Source organism: Mitsuaria sp. RG, from assembly GCF_028369275.1.
Classification (GTDB): Bacteria; Pseudomonadota; Gammaproteobacteria; order Pseudomonadales; family Pseudomonadaceae; genus Aquipseudomonas; species Aquipseudomonas peradeniyensis.
Window position 1 is genome coordinate 90,773 of sequence record NZ_JAQMYQ010000011.1, and the last position, 21,368, is coordinate 112,140.

17 protein-coding genes are annotated in these 21,368 nt (G+C 65.7%); 7 read left to right on the forward strand and 10 right to left on the reverse strand.

Going from position 1 to position 21,368, the window contains the following annotated elements:
• Window positions 1–38: 38 nt before the first annotated feature.
• From POF53_RS09060 to POF53_RS09080, 5 genes are read left to right on the forward strand one after another with little or no spacing between them, the layout of a single operon-like run.
• Window positions 39–1,457, forward strand: coding sequence for a 3-deoxy-7-phosphoheptulonate synthase class II (locus POF53_RS09060; protein WP_203647221.1), 1,419 nt, complete (start codon window positions 39–41; stop codon window positions 1,455–1,457).
• Window positions 1,458–1,514: 57 nt separating this feature from the next.
• Window positions 1,515–3,284 (forward strand): FAD-dependent oxidoreductase, encoded by a 1,770-nt coding sequence (locus POF53_RS09065; protein ID WP_203647219.1) that lies wholly within the window; start codon window positions 1,515–1,517, stop codon window positions 3,282–3,284.
• Window positions 3,281–4,072, forward strand: coding sequence for an SDR family NAD(P)-dependent oxidoreductase (locus POF53_RS09070; protein WP_498967357.1), 792 nt, complete (start codon window positions 3,281–3,283; stop codon window positions 4,070–4,072). Before POF53_RS09065 ends, POF53_RS09070 begins: the two co-directional genes overlap by 4 nt.
• 41 nt (window positions 4,073–4,113) lie before the next feature.
• The gene (locus tag POF53_RS09075) at window positions 4,114–5,892 is read left to right on the forward strand and encodes an FAD-dependent oxidoreductase (protein WP_232857127.1); all 1,779 of its coding nucleotides are present in this window, start codon (window positions 4,114–4,116) and stop codon (window positions 5,890–5,892) included.
• Window positions 5,893–6,306, forward strand: a complete 414-nt coding sequence (locus tag POF53_RS09080; protein WP_232857126.1) for a hypothetical protein — start codon at window positions 5,893–5,895, stop codon at window positions 6,304–6,306. It begins immediately after the preceding gene.
• Between the two features lie 64 nt (window positions 6,307–6,370).
• On the opposite strand, the gene POF53_RS09085 is transcribed toward POF53_RS09080, so the two are convergent.
• The 8 genes from POF53_RS09085 to POF53_RS09120 form a co-directional block, all read right to left on the reverse strand.
• A complete protein-coding gene (locus POF53_RS09085; RefSeq protein WP_254464812.1) occupies window positions 6,371–7,318 on the reverse strand; it encodes a carbohydrate kinase family protein in 948 nt (315 codons plus the stop codon).
• A 41-nt stretch (window positions 7,319–7,359) separates the two neighbouring features.
• Window positions 7,360–8,850 carry a xylulokinase gene (gene xylB / locus POF53_RS09090; RefSeq protein ID WP_254464813.1) on the reverse strand — a complete coding sequence of 497 codons (1,491 nt, stop codon included), beginning with the start codon at window positions 8,848–8,850 and terminating at the stop codon, window positions 7,360–7,362.
• A gap of 16 nt (window positions 8,851–8,866) precedes the next feature.
• Window positions 8,867–10,342 carry a mannitol dehydrogenase family protein gene (locus tag POF53_RS09095; protein ID WP_254464814.1) on the reverse strand — a complete coding sequence of 492 codons (1,476 nt, stop codon included), beginning with the start codon at window positions 10,340–10,342 and terminating at the stop codon, window positions 8,867–8,869.
• 365 nt (window positions 10,343–10,707) lie between these two features.
• Window positions 10,708–11,820 carry an ABC transporter ATP-binding protein gene (locus tag POF53_RS09100; RefSeq protein WP_232857122.1) on the reverse strand — a complete coding sequence of 371 codons (1,113 nt, stop codon included), beginning with the start codon at window positions 11,818–11,820 and terminating at the stop codon, window positions 10,708–10,710.
• A gap of 180 nt (window positions 11,821–12,000) precedes the next feature.
• Window positions 12,001–12,834, reverse strand: coding sequence for a carbohydrate ABC transporter permease (locus POF53_RS09105; RefSeq protein WP_011533227.1), 834 nt, complete (start codon window positions 12,832–12,834; stop codon window positions 12,001–12,003).
• A 10-nt stretch (window positions 12,835–12,844) separates the two neighbouring features.
• On the reverse strand, window positions 12,845–13,768 hold the full coding sequence (locus POF53_RS09110; RefSeq protein WP_203647207.1) for a carbohydrate ABC transporter permease: 924 nt from the start codon (window positions 13,766–13,768) through the stop codon (window positions 12,845–12,847).
• Between the two features lie 70 nt (window positions 13,769–13,838).
• Window positions 13,839–15,149 (reverse strand): ABC transporter substrate-binding protein, encoded by a 1,311-nt coding sequence (locus POF53_RS09115; RefSeq protein WP_254464816.1) that lies wholly within the window; start codon window positions 15,147–15,149, stop codon window positions 13,839–13,841.
• Between the two features lie 264 nt (window positions 15,150–15,413).
• Window positions 15,414–16,319: an AraC family transcriptional regulator gene (locus POF53_RS09120; protein ID WP_232857120.1), complete on the reverse strand. Its 906-nt coding sequence runs from the start codon at window positions 16,317–16,319 to the stop codon at window positions 15,414–15,416.
• A gap of 408 nt (window positions 16,320–16,727) precedes the next feature.
• On the opposite strand from POF53_RS09120, the gene POF53_RS09125 reads away from it, so the two are divergent.
• The gene (locus POF53_RS09125; protein ID WP_203647204.1) at window positions 16,728–17,024 is read left to right on the forward strand and encodes a DUF3077 domain-containing protein; all 297 of its coding nucleotides are present in this window, start codon (window positions 16,728–16,730) and stop codon (window positions 17,022–17,024) included.
• Between the two features lie 184 nt (window positions 17,025–17,208).
• Here POF53_RS09125 and lpxO read toward each other — a convergent pair whose 3' ends face one another.
• Window positions 17,209–18,108, reverse strand: a complete 900-nt coding sequence (gene lpxO, locus POF53_RS09130; RefSeq protein WP_028691801.1) for a lipid A hydroxylase LpxO — start codon at window positions 18,106–18,108, stop codon at window positions 17,209–17,211.
• 215 nt (window positions 18,109–18,323) lie between these two features.
• On the opposite strand from lpxO, the gene thpR reads away from it, so the two are divergent.
• A complete protein-coding gene (gene thpR, locus POF53_RS09135; RefSeq protein ID WP_254464817.1) occupies window positions 18,324–18,869 on the forward strand; it encodes an RNA 2',3'-cyclic phosphodiesterase in 546 nt (181 codons plus the stop codon).
• 7 nt (window positions 18,870–18,876) lie between these two features.
• On the opposite strand, the gene POF53_RS09140 is transcribed toward thpR, so the two are convergent.
• The gene (locus POF53_RS09140; protein WP_498967364.1) at window positions 18,877–21,303 is read right to left on the reverse strand and encodes a TonB-dependent siderophore receptor; all 2,427 of its coding nucleotides are present in this window, start codon (window positions 21,301–21,303) and stop codon (window positions 18,877–18,879) included.
• Window positions 21,304–21,368 lie beyond the last annotated feature (65 nt).

Sequence of the window (21,368 nt, forward strand, 5' to 3'; positions counted from 1 at the left end):
CAGTGCCTTCGTCCACCCAACTTGAGAGCAGGATCCCCATGGTTTCTCTGAATCTGCAAGACGCTGTTCCTCCTTCGCGCAGCGCAACGGTGCCGTTCACTGCCGATATCGCTGAACCACGCCGTGATCCCGACTGGTCACCGGCGTCGTGGCAACAACGGGTCGCCCTGCAGCAACCCCGCTATGCCGACCGCCAGGCCATGGAGCAGGCCCTGGAGGAGCTCGCCCGGCAGCCGGCGCTGGTCATGGCCGAGGAAGTGGTCCAGCTCAAGCAGGCGCTGGCGCGAGCCCAGGAAGGCAAGCTGTTCCTGCTGCAAGGCGGCGATTGTGCCGAACGCTTCGAGGACTGCACCGGCGCGGCGATACACACGCGCCTGGAACATATGGAGCAAATGGGGCTGCTGCTGACCCATGGCCTGCGTCGCCCGATCATCCGTGTCGGGCGTCTGGCAGGCCAATATGCCAAGCCACGCTCGGCCGACAGCGAATGCATCGATGGCGTCGAACTGCCGGTGTACCGCGGCGATATCGTCAACGGGCACCGTTTCGAAGCCAGTGCGCGCGAACCCGATCCGCAGCGCATGCTGCAGGCCCATGCCCGCTCGGCACTGACCCTGAACCTGGCCCGCGCGCTGATGCGCAAAGGCTTTGCCGACCTGTACCAGCCGTCGCGCTGGGCCTTCGACTGGCTGCGCCAGAGCCCCCGGGCCGATGCCCAGGAACGCTTGCTGGGCTCCCTGCGCGAAGCCTTGCAACTGCTCGAGGCCTTGCGCCAGGAGGGTGGCGGCAGCGAGCCATCGGCGCACCTGCATATCTCCCATGAAGCCCTGCTGCTGCCCTATGAACAGGCACTGACGCACTATGTGCCGTCCCATCATGGCTGGTTCAACCTGTCGACCCACTTCCCGTGGATCGGTGTGCGTACCGCCGACCTCGAGGGGGCCCATGTCGAATACCTGCGCGGCATCGAAAACCCGATCGCGGTCAAGGTTGGTCCGGCAACCGGCAGCGACCAGTTGCTACGCCTGATCGAACGCCTCAATCCGGACGACGAACCTGGCCGTCTCACCCTGATCACCCGCATGGGCGCACAAACCATAGGCAACGCCTTGCCTGCGCTGATCGACGCGGTGCGTCGCGAGGGACGTCGCGTGTTGTGGGTGTGTGACCCGATGCACGGCAATACCTGCAGTCTCGGCAACGGCTACAAGACCCGCTACTTCGAGCACATTCTCGCCGAGCTGGAACAGGCCGCCGAGTTGCATGCCGCCCACGGCAGTCACCTGGGTGGCGTGCATCTGGAGATGTCCGGCGAAGCCGTCACCGAATGCCTGGGCGGCGCGGGCAACCTCACCGAAGCCGACCTGCCGCGCAACTACCGCAGCAGCGTGGATCCACGCCTGAATCGTGAGCAATCGCTGGAACTGGCCCTGCGCCTGGCACAGAAGTTCGCTTGACCACGCCCCTGAAGCCTGTCGCGTGCGGGCAGTGCCCACACGTTCAAGGAAGAGACCATGATTGAAACCGAAGTCCTCGTCATCGGCAGCGGCCCGGCCGGCGCCTCGGCCGCGCTGTTTCTCGCCCGCCACGGTATCCAGACCCTGGTGGTGACCAAATACCCCTGGCTGGCCGATACCCCACGCGCGCACATCATGAACCAGCGCACCATGGAGATCCTCGACGACGCCGGAGTGGTCGAGGAAGCACTGCGCGATGCCGTGCCCAATCACCTGATCGGTGACAGCATCCTCTGCGAGTCGCTGACCGGACGCGAGATCGGACGCATCCGCTCCTGGGGCGCGGCCCCCGAGCGTCTGTCGGAATACCGCCTCACCAGCCCCCACGAAATCTGCGATATCCCGCAGAATTTCCTGGAGCCGGTGCTGGTGGCCAACGCGGTCAAGGCCGGGGCGAAAATCCGTTTCAGCAGCGAGTTCCTCTCGCTCGAGCAGGACGAGGAGGGCGTCACGGCCCAGGTGCTCGACCACCTGACCGGCGAGCAGTTCGCCATTCGCGCCAAGTACCTGATCGGTGCCGATGGCGGCCGCAGTCGTGTGGCCGAAGCCATCGGGCTACCGATGTCCGGCGAGATGGGCCTGGCCGGCAGCATCAACATCCTGTTCAAGGCCGACCTCAGCCGCTACGTCGCCCACCGCCCCAGCGCCCTTTTCTGGATGCTCAACCCGGAAGCCCGTATCGGCGGGCTGGGGGTCGGCCTGCTGCGCATGGTGCGCCCGTGGAATGAATGGCTGTGCGTCTGGAGCTACGACATCAACCAGCCGGCCCCGCGCCTGGGCAATGCCGAAGCGGCGGACATCATTCGCAAGGTCCTGGGGACCGACGATGTCGAGCCGGACATCAGCTCGATTTCCACCTGGACCGTCAACCGCGCCTATGCCACCGAGTACGCCAGCGGGCGGGTGTTCTGTGCCGGCGACTCGGTGCACCGGCATCCACCGAACAACGGCCTGGGCTCGAACACCTCGATCCAGGACGCCTACAACCTGGCCTGGAAGCTTGCTTACGTGCTCAAGGGCATCGCCGCTCCACGCCTGCTTCACAGCTACAGTGATGAGCGTGCGCCGATCGGCCGCCAGATCGTCACCCGGGCGATCCGCAGCATCGGTCAGACCCGTGAGCTGCTGGCGGTGCTCGAGCCGGACGGCCAGCAGGGGCAGTTGGACCTGCAGGCGGTATTCGCTGACGACGTCGGCGGTGCTCAGGTCCGTGAGCGGCTGGCCCAGGCCATCTGGCAGAAGAACTACGAGTTCAACTGTCTCGGCGTCGAAAGCAATCTGCGTTATCGCTCCGCCGCCATCCTCGAAGCGGCCGACGCGCCGCCCGAACCGCTCGACGAGCTGGCGGGCGCCTACCATTCGCAGGTGGTCGCCGGCGCACGCTTCCCCCATGCCTGGGTGACGCGTCGGGGCGAGCGCGTGTCGACCCTGGCCCTGCTGGGCAAGGGCCGCTTCACCCTGATTGCCGGCAGTCAGGCAGGTGCCTGGGTCGAGGCGGCGGGCGAGCTGGCCCGAGCGCGCGGCATACCCCTGCACGGGCTGCGCCTGAGCGCAGCCGACGGCTTCGACGATATCTACTTCGACCTGCGTAACCGCGTGGGCTTCACCGACACCGACCTGGCCCTGGTCCGCCCGGACGGCCATGTCGCCTGGGCCGCCAAGGCCGAAGGGACGCCGCGCCAGGTACTGGCGCAGGTGCTCGAGCAACTCCTGCCCACGGCGCGCACCCACAGCACTCACGAACACCTGCACAAGGAGCTTGCATGAAACTGTTCAGTCAACCCCGCCTGGCCGTCGTCTCCGGATCGAGCAAAGGCATCGGCCTGGCCATTGCCGAGGCACTGTATGCCGAAGGCGTCAACGTGATCATCAATGGCCGTGACGCCGATGCCGTGCATACCGCCATTGCCGGCCTTCGCCAACGCGTCGGCGAGCACCAGGCCGAACTGATCCCGTTCGTTGCGGACCTCAGTCGTGCCGATGCGGTGCAGCGCCTGCACCAGGCGCATCCTCAGGTCGACATCGTGGTCAACAACCTGGGGGTGTACGGAGCCGCCGAGTTCGACGAGATCAGCGACGAGCAATGGCAGGAGATCTTCGACATCAACGTGCTAAGCGGAGTGCGTCTGTCGCGTCAGTACCTGGCCGGCATGAAGCAGCGCAACTGGGGGCGGATCGTGTTCATCAGCAGTGAAAGCGCCATCCAGATTCCCAGGGAAATGATCCACTATGGCATGACCAAGACCGCCCAGCTGGCCATTGCCCGCGGCCTGGCCGAGACCTGCGCCGCCACCGGTGTCACGGTCAACTCCGTGCTGCCCGGACCGACCCTGACCGACGGTGTGCGCGATTTCGTCCAGGGCCTGGGCGGCGGCAACCTGGAAGCCTTCACCGAGGAATACTTCCGCACCCTGCGCCCCAGCTCGCTGATCCAGCGCTTCCAGGAGCCGGCCGAGATCGGCTCGGCGGTGGCCTTCGTCTGCAGCGAGCACGCCGCCTCGATCAATGGATCCGCCCTGCGCGTGGACGGTGGTGTGGTACGCGCCTGCTTCTGATCGCGCTCCCGTCGCAGCTCTCGAATCAAGGAACAACCCGCATGTCCAAGAATGCTTCGCGTATTTCCCGGCGCTCGCTGCTCAAGGCCAGCGCCGCCGGTGCCGCCGTCTCCTCCCTGGGCATGGCCGCCAGCGCCCGGGCGGCCACGCCACAATCCCCGCAGTGGCACGAGGAGTTCGATGTCATCGTCGTCGGCAGTGGTGCCGCCGGTGTCAGCGCCGCACTGTTTGCCCATGAGGCCGGTGCCAAGGTCGTGGTGCTGGAGAAAGCTCCGTTCTTCGGTGGCACCTCGGCCAAGTCGGGCGGCGCCTACTGGATTCCCGACAACTTCCACATGAAGGCCAAGGGACTTGCGGACAGCGAGGCCGCCTGCCTGGCCTACATGGCCCGCTACAGCTACCCCCAGCTGTTCAACCCGGATCACCCCACCCTGGGCATCCCGCAAGCCACGTATGAGCTGATGCGCACCTTCTATCGCGAAGCGTCGCCGACCATCGACAAGCTCGCGCAGATGAATGCGCTGCAGTCGATGCGTTACTCGATCTTCCCGGACGATGTGCCTGACCAGCCCGACTACGGTGACGTCATCGCCGGCTCGGTTGGCCTGCGCGGCCGGGCGCTGGGGCCGAAGCAGCCGGACAACAGTCTCGGCCTGGGAGCGGAGCTCATGCGCCAACTGCGTGGCGCGCTCGACAGCCGCGCAATCCCGGTGCGCCTGGCCAGCAGCGCCGAACGCCTGCTGACCAACGCCCGTGGCGAAGTCATTGGCCTGCAGGTGTCCACCCTGGACGACAACGACGAGCCACGCCAGGTGCTGCTGCGTGCGCGCCGAGGGGTCGTCTTCGGTACGGGCGGCTATACCGCCAACCGCCAGTTGCGCGCCCAGTATCAGGTCAACCCGGTGTTCGGTGGCTGCGGCATCCCCACCTGCACGGGCGATTTCATCCGCATCGGCGGTGCCATCGGTGCACAGCTGGGCAACATGGGTGGCGCCTGGCGTGCCCAGACCCTGCTCGAGGAAGCCATCGCCTTCCCCAGCGTACCTCGGGAAATCTGGGTACCGCCAGGCGACAGCATGATCCTGGTCAACCGCTACGGGCGTCGCGTGGTCAACGAGAAGCGCAACTACCATGACCGCTCGAAGGTTCATTTCACCTGGGACCCAAGCACCGCCAGTTATCCCAACCTGCTGATGTTCATGGTCTACGACCAGCGCACGGCCGACCTGTTTGCCGGTCATCCCCCCATTCCGGCGCCGGGTACCACCGAGCGTTATGTGCTGCGCGGCGAGACTTTCGCCGAGCTGGCCAAGGCCCTCGATGAACGCCTGGCCTCGCTGGCCAGTCACACTGGTGGCTTGCGCCTGGACCCGGGCTTCGCCACGCAGATGAAGGAGACCTTGGCGCGTTTCAACCGCTTCGCCGAGAGCGGCAGCGACGAGGACCACCAGCGCGGCAAGTTCGCCTACGACCGCGACTACATGTATTTCTACCCCAGCCCCCCGCGCAAGGACCCGCGCCACCCGGCCAACGAAAAGGAAAACTTCACCATGTTTCCGCTGGCGGGCAAGGGGCCGTACTACGCGATCATCATGTGCCCGGTGACGCTGGATACCAATGGCGGTCCGGTAATCGACAGCCATGGCCGTGTGCTCGGCTACGATGACCAGCCCATCCCTGGCCTGTATGGTGCCGGCAACTGCATCGCCAGCCCCGCCCACGATACCTATTGGGCGGCGGGGGCGACCCTTGGCACGGCCATGACGTTCGGTCGCCTGGCCGGCGACCACGCGGCCCGCGAACCGATCAGGGAGGCATGAATGGACGGCATCGGCGTTTGCGCGCGGCGTTGGCGCGTGGCATGGCTGTGTGCACTGGTGACGTCTGCCTCGCCGGTGCTGGCCGACGAGGTGCCGAGTTTCAGGAAGACTATCCAGCCCATGCTCGACACCTATTGCGTGTCTTGCCATCTGCAGGGTTCGGCCCCGGAAGATCTGGTGTTGCAGCGCGGTAGCGCCTATCGGCAGCTGGTGGGCATCGCTTCGGTACAAAGCACGCTCAAGCGTGTCGTGCCCGGCGATCCGCAGGCCAGCTATCTGCTGCACAAACTCACAGGCGACCAGTTGTCGGTGGGGGGCAAGGGTGTGGCGATGCCTTTCGGCCAGGCGCAAGCCGACACCCAGCTGATACAGGCCGTGCAGGCCTGGATCGCCAGTGGCGCACCGAACAACTGAGAGCGCTGGCGCTCATGGACAGCCTGGGCGTGCCTCATCGCGGGGCCAGCCCAGGCTGCTGGCATCATGAGCGCATGGGCGGCAGTTCGCGTTCGAAAGGCAGATCCGGGCCTGCCCGTGAGCAGGTGATCGCGGCGGCATGGATCGCGTAGGCGAGGATTGCATCAATGGTTTCATGGGGGAGCTTCGCCACACCGGCCGGGCTGTCTGCACCGAGGCGAGCCAGGTGGGCGAGCACGGCGGCTTGGAAGGTGTCACCGGCGCCAACGGTGTCGTGTACCGGCAATGAGGTATCCGCCGGGCGCTGCCATGAACCCTGTGCGCAATGCACACTGGCACCGTCAGCACCGTGAGTGACAAAAACCAACCGGCAGCGTTCGTTAAGCCAGCCTCGCGCCACATCACGAGTCTCCCGCCCCGGATAGAGCAAGGCGATGTCTTCCTCACTGGCCTTGATCACATGCGCATGGCCGGCAAAAGCCTCCACCTGCCGCCGCCACAGCGCTACATCCGGCTGCGGATCAAGCCGCACATTCGGATCCAGGCTGATCAGCCGCCGGTCCCGCTCGCGCTCTACCAGCGTCATCAGGGTATCGGCCACGGGCTTCACCACCAGGGTGTAGGAGCCCACATGCAACCCCCGCACACGCTCATCCAGCTCCGGCAGATGCGCCAGCGTCACCTGCCGGTCCGCACACCCTTCACCGCGAAACTGATACTGCGCCGAGCCATTGGCATCCAGCCCGACCATGGCCAGGGTGGTCGGTGCATCGCTGGTCACCACGTAGCGGCAGTCCACCCGTTCCTCGTCCAGCACCCGGCGTAGCCGGGCACCGAGGTAGTCGCTGGACAACCCGCCAAACAACGCCGACGCCACGCCCAACCGGCGCAGGCCGACGGCCACGTTGAACGGCGATCCGCCGGCAATCGCGGTAAACCCCAGCTCGCTGCTGCGGCTGCTGTTTTCCACGCTGAAGACATCGAACAGGGCCTCGCCACACACCAGGTACATGCAGTTCTCCAGAACGAAAGATTAGGGAAGGATACCCGCACTCAGCGTGCAGGCAGTTGCTCCCGATAGCGTTGATAGGCGGCCTCGTACTCGGCCTGTTGCGCCGGGCGGGGCAGGGTTCGGGTGCTTTCGTCGAGGGCGACGCAGCGTTTGCACAGGGTTTCGAGGCTGTCGCCCTGGCCCAGTTGGCGACCGAGGCTCCAGGCGGCCTGGATCGCGGCGCCCAGGGCGGCGGCTTCGGTCTGTTGGGGGCATACCACCGGCAGGCCCAGCAGGTCGGCCAGTGTCTGGCGCCACAGCGGGCTTTTCGCCGCGCCGCCGACCAGGCGGATTTCGCTGCCTGGCAGGCCGCTGGCGCGCAGCAGGTCGAGGCCGTAACGCAGGCTGAAGCAGGTGCCTTCGAGCACGGCGCGGCAGAGGTTGGCGCGGGTCAGGTTGGCGCTGGTCATGCCGTGCAGGCTGGCCGTGGCTTCGGGCAAGGCGGGCACGCGTTCGCCGTCGAAGAAGGGCAGCATCAGCAGGCCGTCGGCGCCGATCGGGGCTTGGGTGGCGAGGGCGCTGAAACGGTCGAGGTCGAGCTCCAGCAGGTCGCGCACCAGGGCGCAGGCGCTGGTGAGGTTCATGGTGCAGATCAACGGCAGCCAGCCGCCGCTGGAGGCGCAGAAGGTCGCGACTTCGCCCTGGGCGCTGACGTGGGGCTGGTCGGCGTAGGCGGCCAGGGTGCCGGAGGTGCCGAGGCTCAGGGTGATCATGCCGGGGGCGATATTGCCGGTGCCGATGGCGCCGAGCATGTTGTCGCCGCCGCCCGTGGCCACCCAGGTCTGTGGGCTCAGGCCGAGTGCAGTGGCGATCTGTTCGCGCAGGGTGCCGATGCAATCGCCTGATTCGACCAGCTCAGGTAGCGCCGCCAAAAGACGCTCGCCGGGCTCGATGTGCTGAAGGACATCGGGCGCCCAGGTTCTTTGGCGCACATCGTAGTAGCCGGTGCCGGAGGCGTCGCCGGGCTCCGTGCAGGCACGACCGGTCAGCCAGTAATTCAGGTAGTCGTGGGGCAGCAGGACATGGGCGAGGCGGGCGAACAGCTCGGGGTGTTTGCGCTTGGTCCACAGTAATTTGGACAGGGTATAGCCCGGCGCGATCACCAACCCGAGGCGTTCGAGCGAGCCTTGGGCGCCGCCGAGGGCATCGAGCAGTGTCTGGTTCTCGGGCGCGCTCTCGGTGTCGCACCAGAGCTTGGCCGGGCGCAGCACCTGGCCCTGGGCGTCGAGCATCACCAGGCCGTGCTGCTGGCCGGACACCGCCAGTGCGCGGATCGCCTGGCCATCCACACGGGCTTCTCGCAAGGCAGCGGACACCGCCCCACGCAGGGCCTCCAGCCAGTCGGCGGGGGCCTGCTCGCGCCTGCCATCGCGGCCTTGGGGCGGCGCATGGGCGGCGCTGCCCAGGCCGAGCACCTGGCCGTTGCCGGCGTCCAGCGCCAGGACCTTGGTGCCCTGGGTGCCGCAGTCGATGCCGAGGAACAATCCGTCCATTTCGAAACACTCCGTATCAGTCACCGAGGACCTGGCGCAGGGTTTCACCCACGCCGACTTCGCGCAAGCTGTCGTACAGGCGCTCGAAGGCGCTGACAAAAGCCTTGGACGCAGGGATGGCGCTACCGAAGATCGCCTCGTCGCCCAGTACCCGGGCGGCCAGGCCGTCGCGCTGCACCACCCGGGCCTGGCAGTCGGCGGCGCGGGGGTCGGGGATGCTGTAGCGGTTGCCGTGCTCGTCTTCGCCGCGCAGGTACAGGGCCCAGGCGGCCACCACCAGGGCCACGCGCTCCAGCGGCTTGCCGTCGGCGATCAGGCGGTTGGCGGTGGGCACGATGAACTTGGGGAACTTCGACGAGCCGTCGGAGCACACGCGCTCCAGCTGGTCGGCGATGGCGCGGTTGGCGAAGCGTTCGCCGAGGCTTTGCTTGTAGCGCTCAAGATCAATGCCGGGCACCGGGGCCAGTTGCGGGGTTACGTCCTGGTCCATGAAGGTGCGCATGTAGCGGCGCAGCAGCGGGTCGGCGAGGGTTTCGTGGACGAAACGGTAGCCTTGCAGGAAGCCCAGGTAGGTGAGGGCCAGGTGGCTGCCATTGAGCAGCTTGATCTTCATCTCTTCATAGGGGGTGACGTCGCGGGTGAACTGCACGCCGACCTTTTCCCAGGCCGGGCGACCGGCGACGAAGTTATCTTCCACCACCCATTGCAGAAAAGGCTCGCACACCACCGGCCAGGCATCGTCGACGCCGTGGCGCTCGCGCAGTTGCTGGCAGTGGGCGGGGCTGGTCATCGGGGTGATGCGGTCGACCATGGCGTTGGGGAAGCTGACGTGGCTGGCGATCCAGTCGGCCAGGTCGGGGTCGAGGCGCTGGGCGAAGGCCAACAGGGCCTTGCGGGCGACGTCGCCGTTGTGCGGGAGGTTGTCGCAGGACATTACGGTGAACGGGCCGGTGCCAGATTCGCGGCGGCGGCGCAGGGCTTCGCAGAGGTAGCCGAACACGCTTTGCGGGGATTGCGGGTTGGCCAGGTCGTGCTGGATCTGTGGCAGGTCGGCGCGGAACTCGCCGGTGCTGTCGTCGATGCAGTAGCCGCCTTCGGTGATGGTCAGCGAGACGATGCGGATGCCGGGTTCGGCCAGTTTGGCGAGCAGCGGTTCGGCGCCGTCCTCGGCCAGCAGCATGCCGTTGATGGCGGCGATTGCGCGTACCTTGGTGTCGGGCTGGTCGCCCAGTTCGAACAGGGTGTAGAGGTGGTCCTGGCCGGCCAGGGCGTCGCGCATGGCGCGGTCTTCACTGCGCAAACCGACGCCGCAGATGGCCCAGTCGAGGCCTTCGCCGCAGTTCATCAGGGCGTCGGTGTAGGCGGCCTGGTGGGCGCGGTGGAAGCCGCCGACGCCGATGTGGGCGATGCCCTGGCGTAGTTGGGTTGGGTCGTAGCTGGGGCGGGCGACGGAGGGGGGCAATTGGGTGAGGTTGGGGTGGTTCAATTTCATCCTGGAGCATCCCTTTGGAGGTCATGTGTGGATCGCGTGATGGCGGCGATGTGCCTGGCGGGAGCCTTGTGGCGTTCTTGAGATCGAGCGCCGCCCGCGCGGCGCATCGCGGCACAAGGCCGCTCCTACATCTGTTTCGGGCCAGTCAATCCTGCGCCATTGCCTGGTCCGCCTTGTTGGCTCGACGCGCTTTCAGCGTGGGCACCACTGCCGCTCCACCTGTCTCAAGGCATGCGCCAAGGCGGGCAGAGGTACCCTTACAGGACTCACTGGCCCGAAACAGATGTAGGAGCGGCCTTGTGCCGCGATGCGCCGCGCGGGCGGCGCTCGATCTCATAGGCGCCACAACCCTCCCGCCGAACACCTCAGGCCACCTGCCGCAATCGCTTGTCGATCGCCTGCCCATTGCTATCAAACAGATGGCAATGGCCCGGATCGAAGCTCAGTTCCAACCCCTCACCAAACCCCGGCGCAAAGTCCCCGCGCACCCGCACGGTCAGCATCTCTCCGGAGGCCGCGCGCACATGGCAATAACTGTCGCTGCCCAGTCGTTCGCTGACATCGGCAGTCACCTGCAACGAGCCCTGGGTACCTTGCCCGGCGCGATCAATGTTCAGATGCTCGGGGCGAATCCCCAGCGTCACCTGGCTGCCGGTATGCAACTCCCCCGCGCACAGCGGCAAGGCGATGCGAGCGCCGCACTCCAGCGCCACCTCGCACTGGTTGCCTTGGTTGCGACTCAGGTGCCCACGCAAAAAGCCCATCTTCGGTGTCCCCAGAAACCCCGCGACAAACAGGTTGGCCGGATGGTGGTACAGCTCCAGCGGCGAGCCGACCTGCTCGATGCGCCCGCCGTTGAGCACCACCACCTTGTCGGCCAGGGTCATCGCCTCGACCTGGTCATGGGTCACGTAGATCATGGTCGCGGCCAGCTCCTGATGCAGCCGCGCCAGTTCCAGGCGCATCTGCACGCGCAGGGCGGCGTCGAGGTTGGACAATGGCTCGTCGAACAGGAAGATCTTCGGATTGCGCACGATCGCCCGGCCGATCGCCACCCGCTGGCGCTGGCCGCCGGAAAGCTGGCGGGGCTTGCGTTCGAGCAGCGGTTGCAGTTCGAGGATGCGCGCGGCGTTGTCGACCTTGGCGCTGACTTCCTGCTTGCCGACCCCGGCCAGGTCCAGGGCGAACGACAGGTTCTTGCGCACGGTCATGTGCGGATACAGGGCGTAGGTCTGGAACACCATGGCCAGGTCGCGCTTGGCCGGGGCGGTGTCGGTGATGTCGGCGCCGTCGAGGGTGATGCTGCCGCTGCTGACCTCCTCGAGACCGGCGATCAGGCGCAGCAGGGTGGACTTGCCGCAGCCGGAGGGGCCGACGAACACCACGAACTCGCGGTCGCGCACGTCCAGGTCAATGCCCTTGATGATGGCGTGGCCATCGAAGCCTTTGTGCAGGTTGCGGATTTTCAGGTCAGCCATGGGGGGTGTCCTTCAGGGGAGTGGGGTAAGGCCTTTGGGCATGTATGAAGGCTGCTGATGCTGGGACCGCTTCGCGGTCCTTTCGCGGCGCAAGGCCGCTCCTACAGGAGATCGCGCGCCCCTGTTGTAGGAGCGGCCTTGTGCCGCGAAAGGGCTGCAAAGCAGCCCCAGATAGCGGGATCATTTGACAGCCCCAAACGAAAGCCCGCGCACCAACTGCTTCTGGCTGATCCAGCCAAAGATCAGGATCGGCGCGCAGGCCAGGGTCGAGACGGCCGAGAGCTTGGCCCAGAACAGCCCTTCAGGGCTCGAATAGGAAGCCACCAGCGCCGTCAACGGCGCGGCGGCGGACGAGGTCAGGTTCAGCGACCAGAACGCCTCGTTCCAGCACAGGATCAGCGACAGCAGCAGGGTCGAAGCCAGCCCGCCGCGGGCGATCGGCAGCAGCACGCGGACGATCTCCTGCCAGGTGCCGGCGCCATCCAGCCGCGCGGCTTCGAGGATGTCCACGGGGATGTCCTTGAAGTAGGTGTACACCATCCACACCACGATCGGCAGGTTGATCAGGGTGTAGACGATGATCAGCGCCAGGCGCGAATCCAGCAGGCCGAACTGCTTGGCCAGCAGGTAGATCGGCATCAAGACGCCCACCGGCGGCAGCATCTTGGTCGACAGCATCCACAGCAGCGTGCGCTTGGTGTGGCGGGTCTCGAAGAAGGCCATCGAGTAGGCCGCAGGCACCGCGATCAGCATGCATAGCAAGGTGGCGGAGAACGAAATCAGCACCGAGTTCCAGGCGTAGGCGAAGTAGTCGCTGCGCTCGTTGATGTGCAGGTAGTTCTCCAGCGTCGGCGCAAAGATGAACTGCGGCGGCGTGGCGAAGGCGTCCAGCTCGGTCTTGAAGCTGGTCAGCAACATCCAGAAGATCGGGAAGAAGATCACCAGGGCGATGGCCCAGCACAGCAGGCCGAGCAGCGCGTTCTTCAGGGTGCGGGTTTGCTTGAGTGTCAGCATGGCGGGCTCCTCAGCTGCGCGCGGTGAGGTTCTTGCCGATCATGCGAACCAGCACGATGGCGGCGATATTGGCGATCAGCACGGCGATCAGGCCACCGGCCGAGGCCATGCCGACGTCGAACTGCAGCAGCGCCTGGTTGTAGATCAGGTAGGCGAGGTTGGTGGACGCGTATCCGGGGCCGCCGCTGGTGGTGGTGAAGATCTCGGCGAACACCGACAGCAGGAAGATGGTCTCGATCATCACCACCACGGCGATCGGCCGCGCCAGGTGCGGCAGGGTCAGGTGCCAGAAGATCGCCAAGGGGCCTGCGCCATCCAGGCGCGCGGCTTCCTTCTGTTCCTGGTCCAGCGACTGCATGGCGGTCATCAGAATCAGGATGGCGAATGGCAGCCACTGCCACGACACGATCAGGATGATCGACAGCAGCGGGTAGTGCGCCAGCCAGTCCACCGGTTGCGCGCCGAACAGGCGCCACACGGCGGCGAGGATGCCCGACACCGGGTGGAAGATCAGGTTCTTCCACAGCAGCGCGCTGACCGTGGGCATGATGAAGAACGGCGAGATCAGCAGCACCCGCACCACGCCGCGGCCCCAGAACTCGCCGGCCTCCAGCAGCGCGGCGATCAGCACGCCGAGCACCACGCTGATCGCCAGCACGCTGCCGACCAGGGTCAGGGTGTTGAGGGCGCCGGGCATGAAGCCGGCGTCGGTGACGAAGAAGGCGAAGTTCTCAAGGCCCACGAACTGGTTTTCGCCCGGGTACAGCAGGTTGTAGCGGATCAGCGAGAAATACAGGGTCATGCCCAGGGGCACGATCATCCACAACAGCAGCAGCGCCACCGAAGGGCTGACCAGGAACCAGCCGGGGCCGACGCGGCGTTTGCCGGGGCGCGCGGTGGCGAGGCTCGGGGTGTCGAGGGCCGAGGTATTCATGGCGACTCCGTGTGCTTCGGAAAGGGGCGGTCACCGCGCCGCAGGCTGGCGCGGTCTACGGCGGTGCGAGCTACTTGGGGTAACCGGCGCGTTTCATCTCGCGTTCGGTGGACTGCTGGGCCGAGGCCAGCACCTGGTCCACTTTCATCTGCCCGGTGAGCGCGGCGGCGAACAGCTTGCCGACCTGGGTGCCGATGGCCTGGAACTCGGGGATGGTCACCAGCTGGATGCCCACGTAAGGCACGGGCTTGAGGGTGGGGTGGTTGGGGTCGACGCGCTTGAGCGATTCCAGCGTGACCTTGGCGAACGGCGCGGCGGCCAGGTACGCGTCGCTGTAGGTCGAGGCGCGGGTGCCCGGTGGCACGTTGGCCACGCCTTCCTGCTCGGCCACCAGCTTGCCGTAGGCCTCGGAGGTGGCCCAGGTGGCGAAGGTCCTGGCGGCGTCCTTGGCCTTGGAGCTGGTGGGGATCGCCAGCGCCCAGGAATACAGCCAGGTGGCGCCCTTGTCGGTGACTTCCTTGGGCGCGAAGGTGAAGCCGACCTGGTCGGCGACCTTGCTCTGGGTCTTGTCGGTGACGAACGAGCCGGCGACGCTGGCATCGACCCACATCGCGCACTTGCCGCTGTTGAACAGCGCGAGGTTTTCGTTGAAGCCGTTGCTGGAGGCGCCGGGCGGGCCGTATTGCTTGAGGGTGTTCACATAGAAATTCAGCGCGTTCTTCCACTCGCTGCCGCTGAACTCGGGCTGCCATTGCTCATTGAACCAGCGCGCGCCGAAGGCGTTGGCCACGGTGCCGATCAGTGCCATGTTTTCGCCCCAACCGGCCTTGCCGCGCAGGCAGATGCCGTACTGGCCCTGGTCGGGGTGGTTGAGCTTGGCGGCGAACTCGCCGAGCTGGGTCCAGGTGGGTTGCTCGGGCATGCTCAGCCCGGCTTTCTCGAACAGGTCCTTGCGGTAGTAGGTGATCGAGGCTTCGGCGTAGAAGGGCAGGGCGTACAGCGTGCCGTTGGCCGACAGGCCGTTGCGCACCGAGGGGAATACATCCTCGAGGTGGTAGTCGGCGGGCAGGTCGGTCATTGGTGCCAGCCAGCCCTTGACGCCCCACAGCGCGGCTTCGTACATGCCGATGGTCAGCACGTCGAACTGGCCGCCCTGGGTGGCGATATCGGTGGTCAGGCGCTGACGCAGCACGTTCTCTTCGAGCACCACCCACTTGAGCTGGATGTCCGGGTGCTGCTGCTCGAACACCTTGGCCAGGCGCTGCATGCGGATCATGTCGTTGTTGTTGACCGTGGCGATGGTCAGGGTCTCGGCGGCCTGGACGTGCAGCGGCAGGCTGAGGCAGGCGGCGGCCAGGCAGGCCTTGATCGAGTCGTTCATCGGTGAACTCCCTCGGGGATGACGTTATTGTTTTTGTGTCGCTCGCTGCCGATTACACCCGCGTACGGCGATGCCGACAAAGCCTGGCCTGCACCAGGACTGATACTTTTTTGCTGTGCGCGCGCCCCCTGTAGGAGCGGCCTTGTGCCGCGAAAGGGCCGCGCAGTGGCCCCAGGATTTCAGCCTTGACGCATCAATCGCCGGGGCCGCTGCGCGCCCCTTTCGCGACACAAGGCCGCTCCTACAAGAGATCGCGTACGACGTTCAGCCCCGGTTCTGCTCGGTCAGCCGCTGCGTCACCAGGCTGCGGTAATCGGAGGGTGTCATGCCCTTGAGCTGCAAAAACCGCCGGTTGAAGTTCGACAGGTTGCTGAACCCCGACTCGAAGCACACCTCGGTCACCGGCAGCTCGCCCTTGGCCAGCAACTCGCACGACTTGCTCACCCGCAGCCGGTTGACGAACTCGACAAAGCCGCGCCCGGCGGCCTGCTTGAAGAACCGCGAGAAGTACGTCGGCGTCATCCCCAGGTGCTCGGCCACCGCGTTCTGGCTCAGGTCCTGGGCGTAGTGCTGGAAGATGTAGTCCACCGCCCGGTTGATGCGCTCGACATTGTGCTCGTCGGCCAGCTGCGAGGAGGTGACGGTGGACAGCAGTTGGTAGTCGTCACAGGCGGCCAGCTGCTCCATGAGGATAAAAAAGTATCCCAGGCGGGTCATGCCGCGGCTGTCGGCGATGCGTTGCAGCAGCTGGCGGCTCTCCTGGATCAGCGCCGGGTCGCGGAACTCGATGCCATAGCGCGCCCGGGCCAGCAGCGGGGCAAGCTGGGTGAGCTCGGAGAACACCTGGCCGCCGTCCTCGAGCACCTCGTCGGTGAAGTTGACCAGCATGTCGCGCTTGCCCACCACTTCGTCGGGGCCGACCTGGCTGATCCAGTTGTGCGGCAGGTTGGGGCCGGTGAGAAACAGCGTGTCGGGGGCGAAGTTGCCGATGTAGTCGCCGATGAACACCTTGCCGGCGCTGGCGACGATCAGGTGCAGTTCGTATTCCTTGTGAAAGTGCCAGCGCACCAGCGGGCTTGGGAAGCCGTGCTGGCGGTAGATCAGCGAGGCGCCTTCGTGGTCGTCCATCAGCTCGTAGGACGGATCGGTGACTTTGCTCGGTCTGGGCATGGCGGTGGCTGGGCCTGGAGGGCGAGGTGTCATCGTAGCCTGAAGTGCTGGAGCAGGGCAGATGCTTGAAGCGGGTTCCACTCGATGCTGGCCAACATGGCCCTTGTGTGTGGCGATGCGACTTGCCCCGCGATGGGCCTAAGCCGACAACATCTGCAGAAAATTTTGCAGGTCCTACAGCTTTTCTTCCGTTGTTTATGTAGTCCTTTTCCTAAAGGCACCTTTTCCCCTCGGTAGCCCGTTGTAGTGGATTGGCGCTCGCTTTAGTCTCGGCCTGCTCGTCGCGCTTCACCCTCCGGGGTCGACCGGGCCACTGGGCAGCTTACCGCGCAGGGATCGCGCGGTTTGGTCTGGCGGCTCCGAGGGATGAACCGCGACGGGCTCTTTCTTTTTCCAGGGGGCAAGGTCATGGACAAGGACGAACACGCAAAGGGCACCGCAGATCTGAAGATCGTCAGCCTGGCAGGCCGCACCAAGCGCTACTCGGTGCGTGACTGGGTACAGGCGATCCCGGGGTTGCCGACCGAGGACGTGCTGCAGGAGACAACGATCATCCTGGGCTGCATCACCGGGCTGACCTACCAGGCGTTGAGCCAGCCGAAAGACGCACAGACGCTGATGCGGGCGACGTACTACCTCAGCGGCATGGCCAAGGCGATGATCGATGGGCAGTTGCCGGTGAAGCGAGAGCAAGGCGACAGCTGAACTGTCGGCACCAAGGCAAGGGCCGCTTTCGAGCAATCGAGAGCGGCTTTTTTGTCGCTGATTTCGTCAGGCAGCATGGCCGAGGATGGCAGCACAGCAAGCCATATTCAGTTGCTCATGGGGCCAGAGTATCCGGGGCAGGGCAAACCCGCTCGCACGTTGCGGGAGCGGGTTTGCTCCGGCGTCAGATGTAGATGAACACCAGCACCAGCGCCGCGACCACCGCCCACTTCTCCAGGTAGTAGCGGGTGCGGTTGCGTTTCTTCATCGCCTTGCCGCGCTCGCGGATCTTGTAGATGCGCGTGAACAGGCGGTTGATGCCGCCGGTCTTGTCGCTGGCATCGTTGGGCGCGGCGGCGGCGGCCATGACGTTGCGGCTGAACCAGCGGTTGAACGCCGCGGCCCAGCGGTACTTGAGCGGGCGCTCGACGTCGCAGAACAGGATGATGCGGTTGTGCTCGGTGGTGTTGGCGGCGTAGTGGATGTAGGTCTCGTCGAACACCACGCCCTCGCCGTCACGCCAGGAGTACTTTTCACCGTCCACGTCGATGTAGCAGCCATCGTCGTTGGGCGTGTCCAGGCCCAGGTGGTAGCGGTAGGAACCGGCGTACGGGTCACGGTGGCGCACCAGCTTGGCGCCTGGCGGCAGGGTGGCGAACATCGCCGCCTTGACTGTGCCGATGCCGGCGAGCAGTTCGGTGGTGCGCGGGCACAGGGTCATCGCCGACGGGTGGCTCTCGCCGTACCATTTCAGGTAGAAGCGCTTCCAGCCGGTCTTGAAGAACGAGTTGAAACCGACGTCGTCGTAGTTGTCGGACTTCTTGATCTCGCCGGCCTGCAACAGCTGCTGGCCTTCCTTGCGGATTTCCTGCCAGTGGTCCTGCAGCACCTGCAGCTCGGGGAAGGCGCTGACCGGCAGGTACGGCTTGGCCGGATGCTTGGAGAACAGGTACAGGAAGGCGTTGACCGGGGCCAGGAAGCTGGAATGATCGCCCAGCTGGCGGGTCAGCTTGTGACGAACCCGACCGCGCAGGTGAACATAGGCGATCGAGAGGACGAAGATCAGTACGAGTGCAATTTTCATGGACGTTTACTTGTCGAAAAATGGCCATGCGCCATGGCGTAAGCCCGCCAGCATAAACAATCGTGGCGCGGGTTTGTACTTATTGTTACGTCTTGTCTGGCCGACTTAGGTGCAATGGCTGACAGGTTGCGCAAACGATTCAACAGCTTGCGTCGCCGTTACGACTGGGTAAAGCACTACACTCGATGGCTCGAACCGCTGTCAGGGAGATTCACATGGTCCAGGATCCGCGCCCCAGCGGCGCGCCGTTCAAACGGCTGTTCTTCGCCTTGCCGGTAGGCGAAGAACAATGCCGTGCGCTGGCGCAGTGGCGACGAGAGCTGAACTTGCGCAGCGGTAAACCTGTGCCTGCGGAGAATTTCCACGTCACCTTGTTGTTCCTCGGTGACGTGGACGCCGAGCAGGTGCCGGCGATCTGCGCGGCGGTCGATCAGCTCAGGCGGCCGGTCGCACCGCCACGCTTGCTGCTCGACCGCCTGCAGGTCTGGCCGCGGGCCAGTGCACTGGTGCTGGAGGCGCAGCAGGCGCCTGCGGCGCTGCTGCAACTGGTGTATGGCCTGCAGCAGGCGCTGTTGCCCCTGGGCGTGGAGGCGGCAAACCGTGAGTATCGCCCGCACCTGACCCTGGCCAGGGACTTTCGCGGCCAGCCGCCAGAGGCCGGCACGGCGCCGGAATTCTTCCTTGCCGCCCGGCACTTCACGCTCTACGAATCGCGCAAGGGCCGTTACTGGCCCTTGGCGCAATGGCCGTTGAGCGCCTGAGCGGCGATCAAAACTCAGGCGTGTACTTGACCGAGAACATCAGGTTGCGCGGCTCGCCGTAGTTGTTGCTGCCGTTGAGCTGGTTGAAGCCTGCCACCCAGTACTTCTTGTCGAACAGGTTGTAGGCGTTGACCGCCAGACTCACTTCCGGTGTCAGCTGGTAGGCCAGGCGGGCATTCCACACGGTGTAGCCGGGCACCTCATAGGTGCGCTCGTAACCCAGGGTGTGGCTCTGGCTGGTGAAGCCCAGCCCGGTGCTCCAGCGCTGGCCGTCCACGGGTAAGGTGTAGTCGGCCCAGGCGCGCAGCATGTGCTTGGGTGTCCATTGGCTGAATACACGGCCTTCCTCTTCCGGATCGTCGAGGAACTTGGTGGTGTTGTAGGTGTAGCCGGCGAACAGTTGCAGGCCGCTGAGCACTTCGCCGCTGATCTCGGCTTCAATCCCCTGGCTGCGTACCTTGCCCGCCGCCTTGGAGCAGTACCAGTCGTCGCAGGCGAAGCCCGAGGCGACATCGGTGACGGCACGGTTTTTCTGGTCGTAGCGGAACACCGCCAGCGAGGCGTTGACGCGGCCATCGAGCAGTTCGCCTTTCAGGCCGGTTTCATAGTTGCTGCCCAGTACCGGTTTGAGCGCGGCGTTGCCCACGGCGCGTTCGGTCTGCGGAACGAAGACATCGGTATAGCTTGCGTACCAGGCCCATTCGCGGGTCAGGTCGTAGACGAATCCGGCATAGGGCGTGACTTGTCCGGTCTCGGTCATGCGGCTGGTGGGGTAGCGGTTGCCGGGGTCGGTCGGGCTGTTGAAGTCGATCGAATCCCAGCTGTAGTCGAACCAGCTGACCCGGCTGCCGAGTATCAGCGTCAGGTCCTCGACCGGCTTGACGCGCCAGGCGCCATACAGGCCCTTCTGGCGGATATCGTAGCTGGCGCGGTTGGCGCGCGCATTGCTGGAGGCGAGCAGGCCGTCGCGGCTAGGTTCCGGACGGTTGTGATCGATGTCGAAGATGCTGTCATCGGCATCGGCGGCGAAATTTCGCCAGTAGGCATCGTCCGAGGTCAGCTTGGAGTAGTTGCCGCCGAAGGTCACCTCGTGGGCCACGGCACCGGTGTCGAAGTGCCCGACCAGGTTCATGTCCAGGCCCAGCTTGGTGTTGTGAAAGTCGGTGATCCAGTCGGCGTAGGTGATACCGGTGCCGTCGGGCGCCAGGCCTTGGCGGGTGCTCTGCACGCGTTGGTGGGTGGAGGTGTTGGTCTCGTCCATGCGCACGGCGGCGGCCTTGAACGTCCAGTCATCGTCGAAGCGGTGTTCGAGGTCGAGGTAGTAGGTGGTGACGTCGGTTTGCGCGCGGCTCCAGCGCGCGCCGGTGTAGGTCGAGCGGGGCAGGTCGATCGCCTTGCCGTTGGCGTAGCGGGGGATGCCGCGCAGCATTGGCCGCGACTGCTGGCGGTTGTAGCTGATGCCGGCGCCGACGGTGGTGTCGTCGCTCAGGTCGATATCCAGCGCGCCGTACAGGGAGTGCGACTTGCTCCAGGCATAGTCGATGAAGCTGTCGCTCTGGTCCTCGTCGGCGACCATCCGCCCGCGTACCCGGCCATCGGCGGTCAGCGGGCCGCCGGCATCCAGTTGCAGGCCATAGTGGTCCCAGGAACCGGCCTTGCCGGTGACGGTGACGGTCGGTGCGGCCTGGCCACGCTTGCGCACCAGGTTGATCGCGCCGCCCGGGCTGCCGGTGCCTTGCAGCAGGCCGGAGGCGCCGCGCAGGATTTCAACCCGGTCGAAGAACACCAGGTCCTGGGTCGCCCAGTTGCCCAGCGAGTAGTTGTTGCGCGGGATCGGCACGCCGTCGTACTGCCAGTCGTCGATCTGGAAGCCTCGCGAGGTCACCACCACGCCAGGGCCGATGCCCTGGGCGCCGACCAGGCCGGTGGTGTGGTTGAGCGCATCCTGCAGGTCGGTGATGCCCTGGTCGTCCAGCTGCTTGCGGGTGATCACCGTCACCGACTGGGGGATCTCCTTGAGGGTGTGCACGCCCTTGCCCAGGGTCACCGCCCGCGCCGCGTAGGAGCCACTGCCTTCGCTGGTGGCGTCCAGGTAGTTGTCGGTGATGCTGGTGCTGCCCAGCTCCAGCGCCTCACCGCCCTGGCTGACGGGGGCCACGCTGAAGTGGCCGCTGCCGGTGATGCGCAATTGCAGGCCACTGCCGGCCAGCGCGGCCTGCATGGCTTGCTCGGCGCTCATCTGGCCGACCACCGCGGGGGCCTGCTTGCCGCGTACCAGCCCAGGTTCCAGGGCGATGATGGTGCCGCTCTGGCTGGCGATGCGGTTGAGGGTGGTTGCCAGGCTCGCGGCGGGCAGGTCGAACGACAGGGTCTGTGCCTGGGCGAACAGGCTGAAGCTGGTCAGGACGGCGGCAATGGGCCAGGGGTTGCGCACGGAAATCTCCCGGATGTTGTGAGTTGTCAGGAGATAGGTGGGCCGAGAAATGAAAACCGGACACC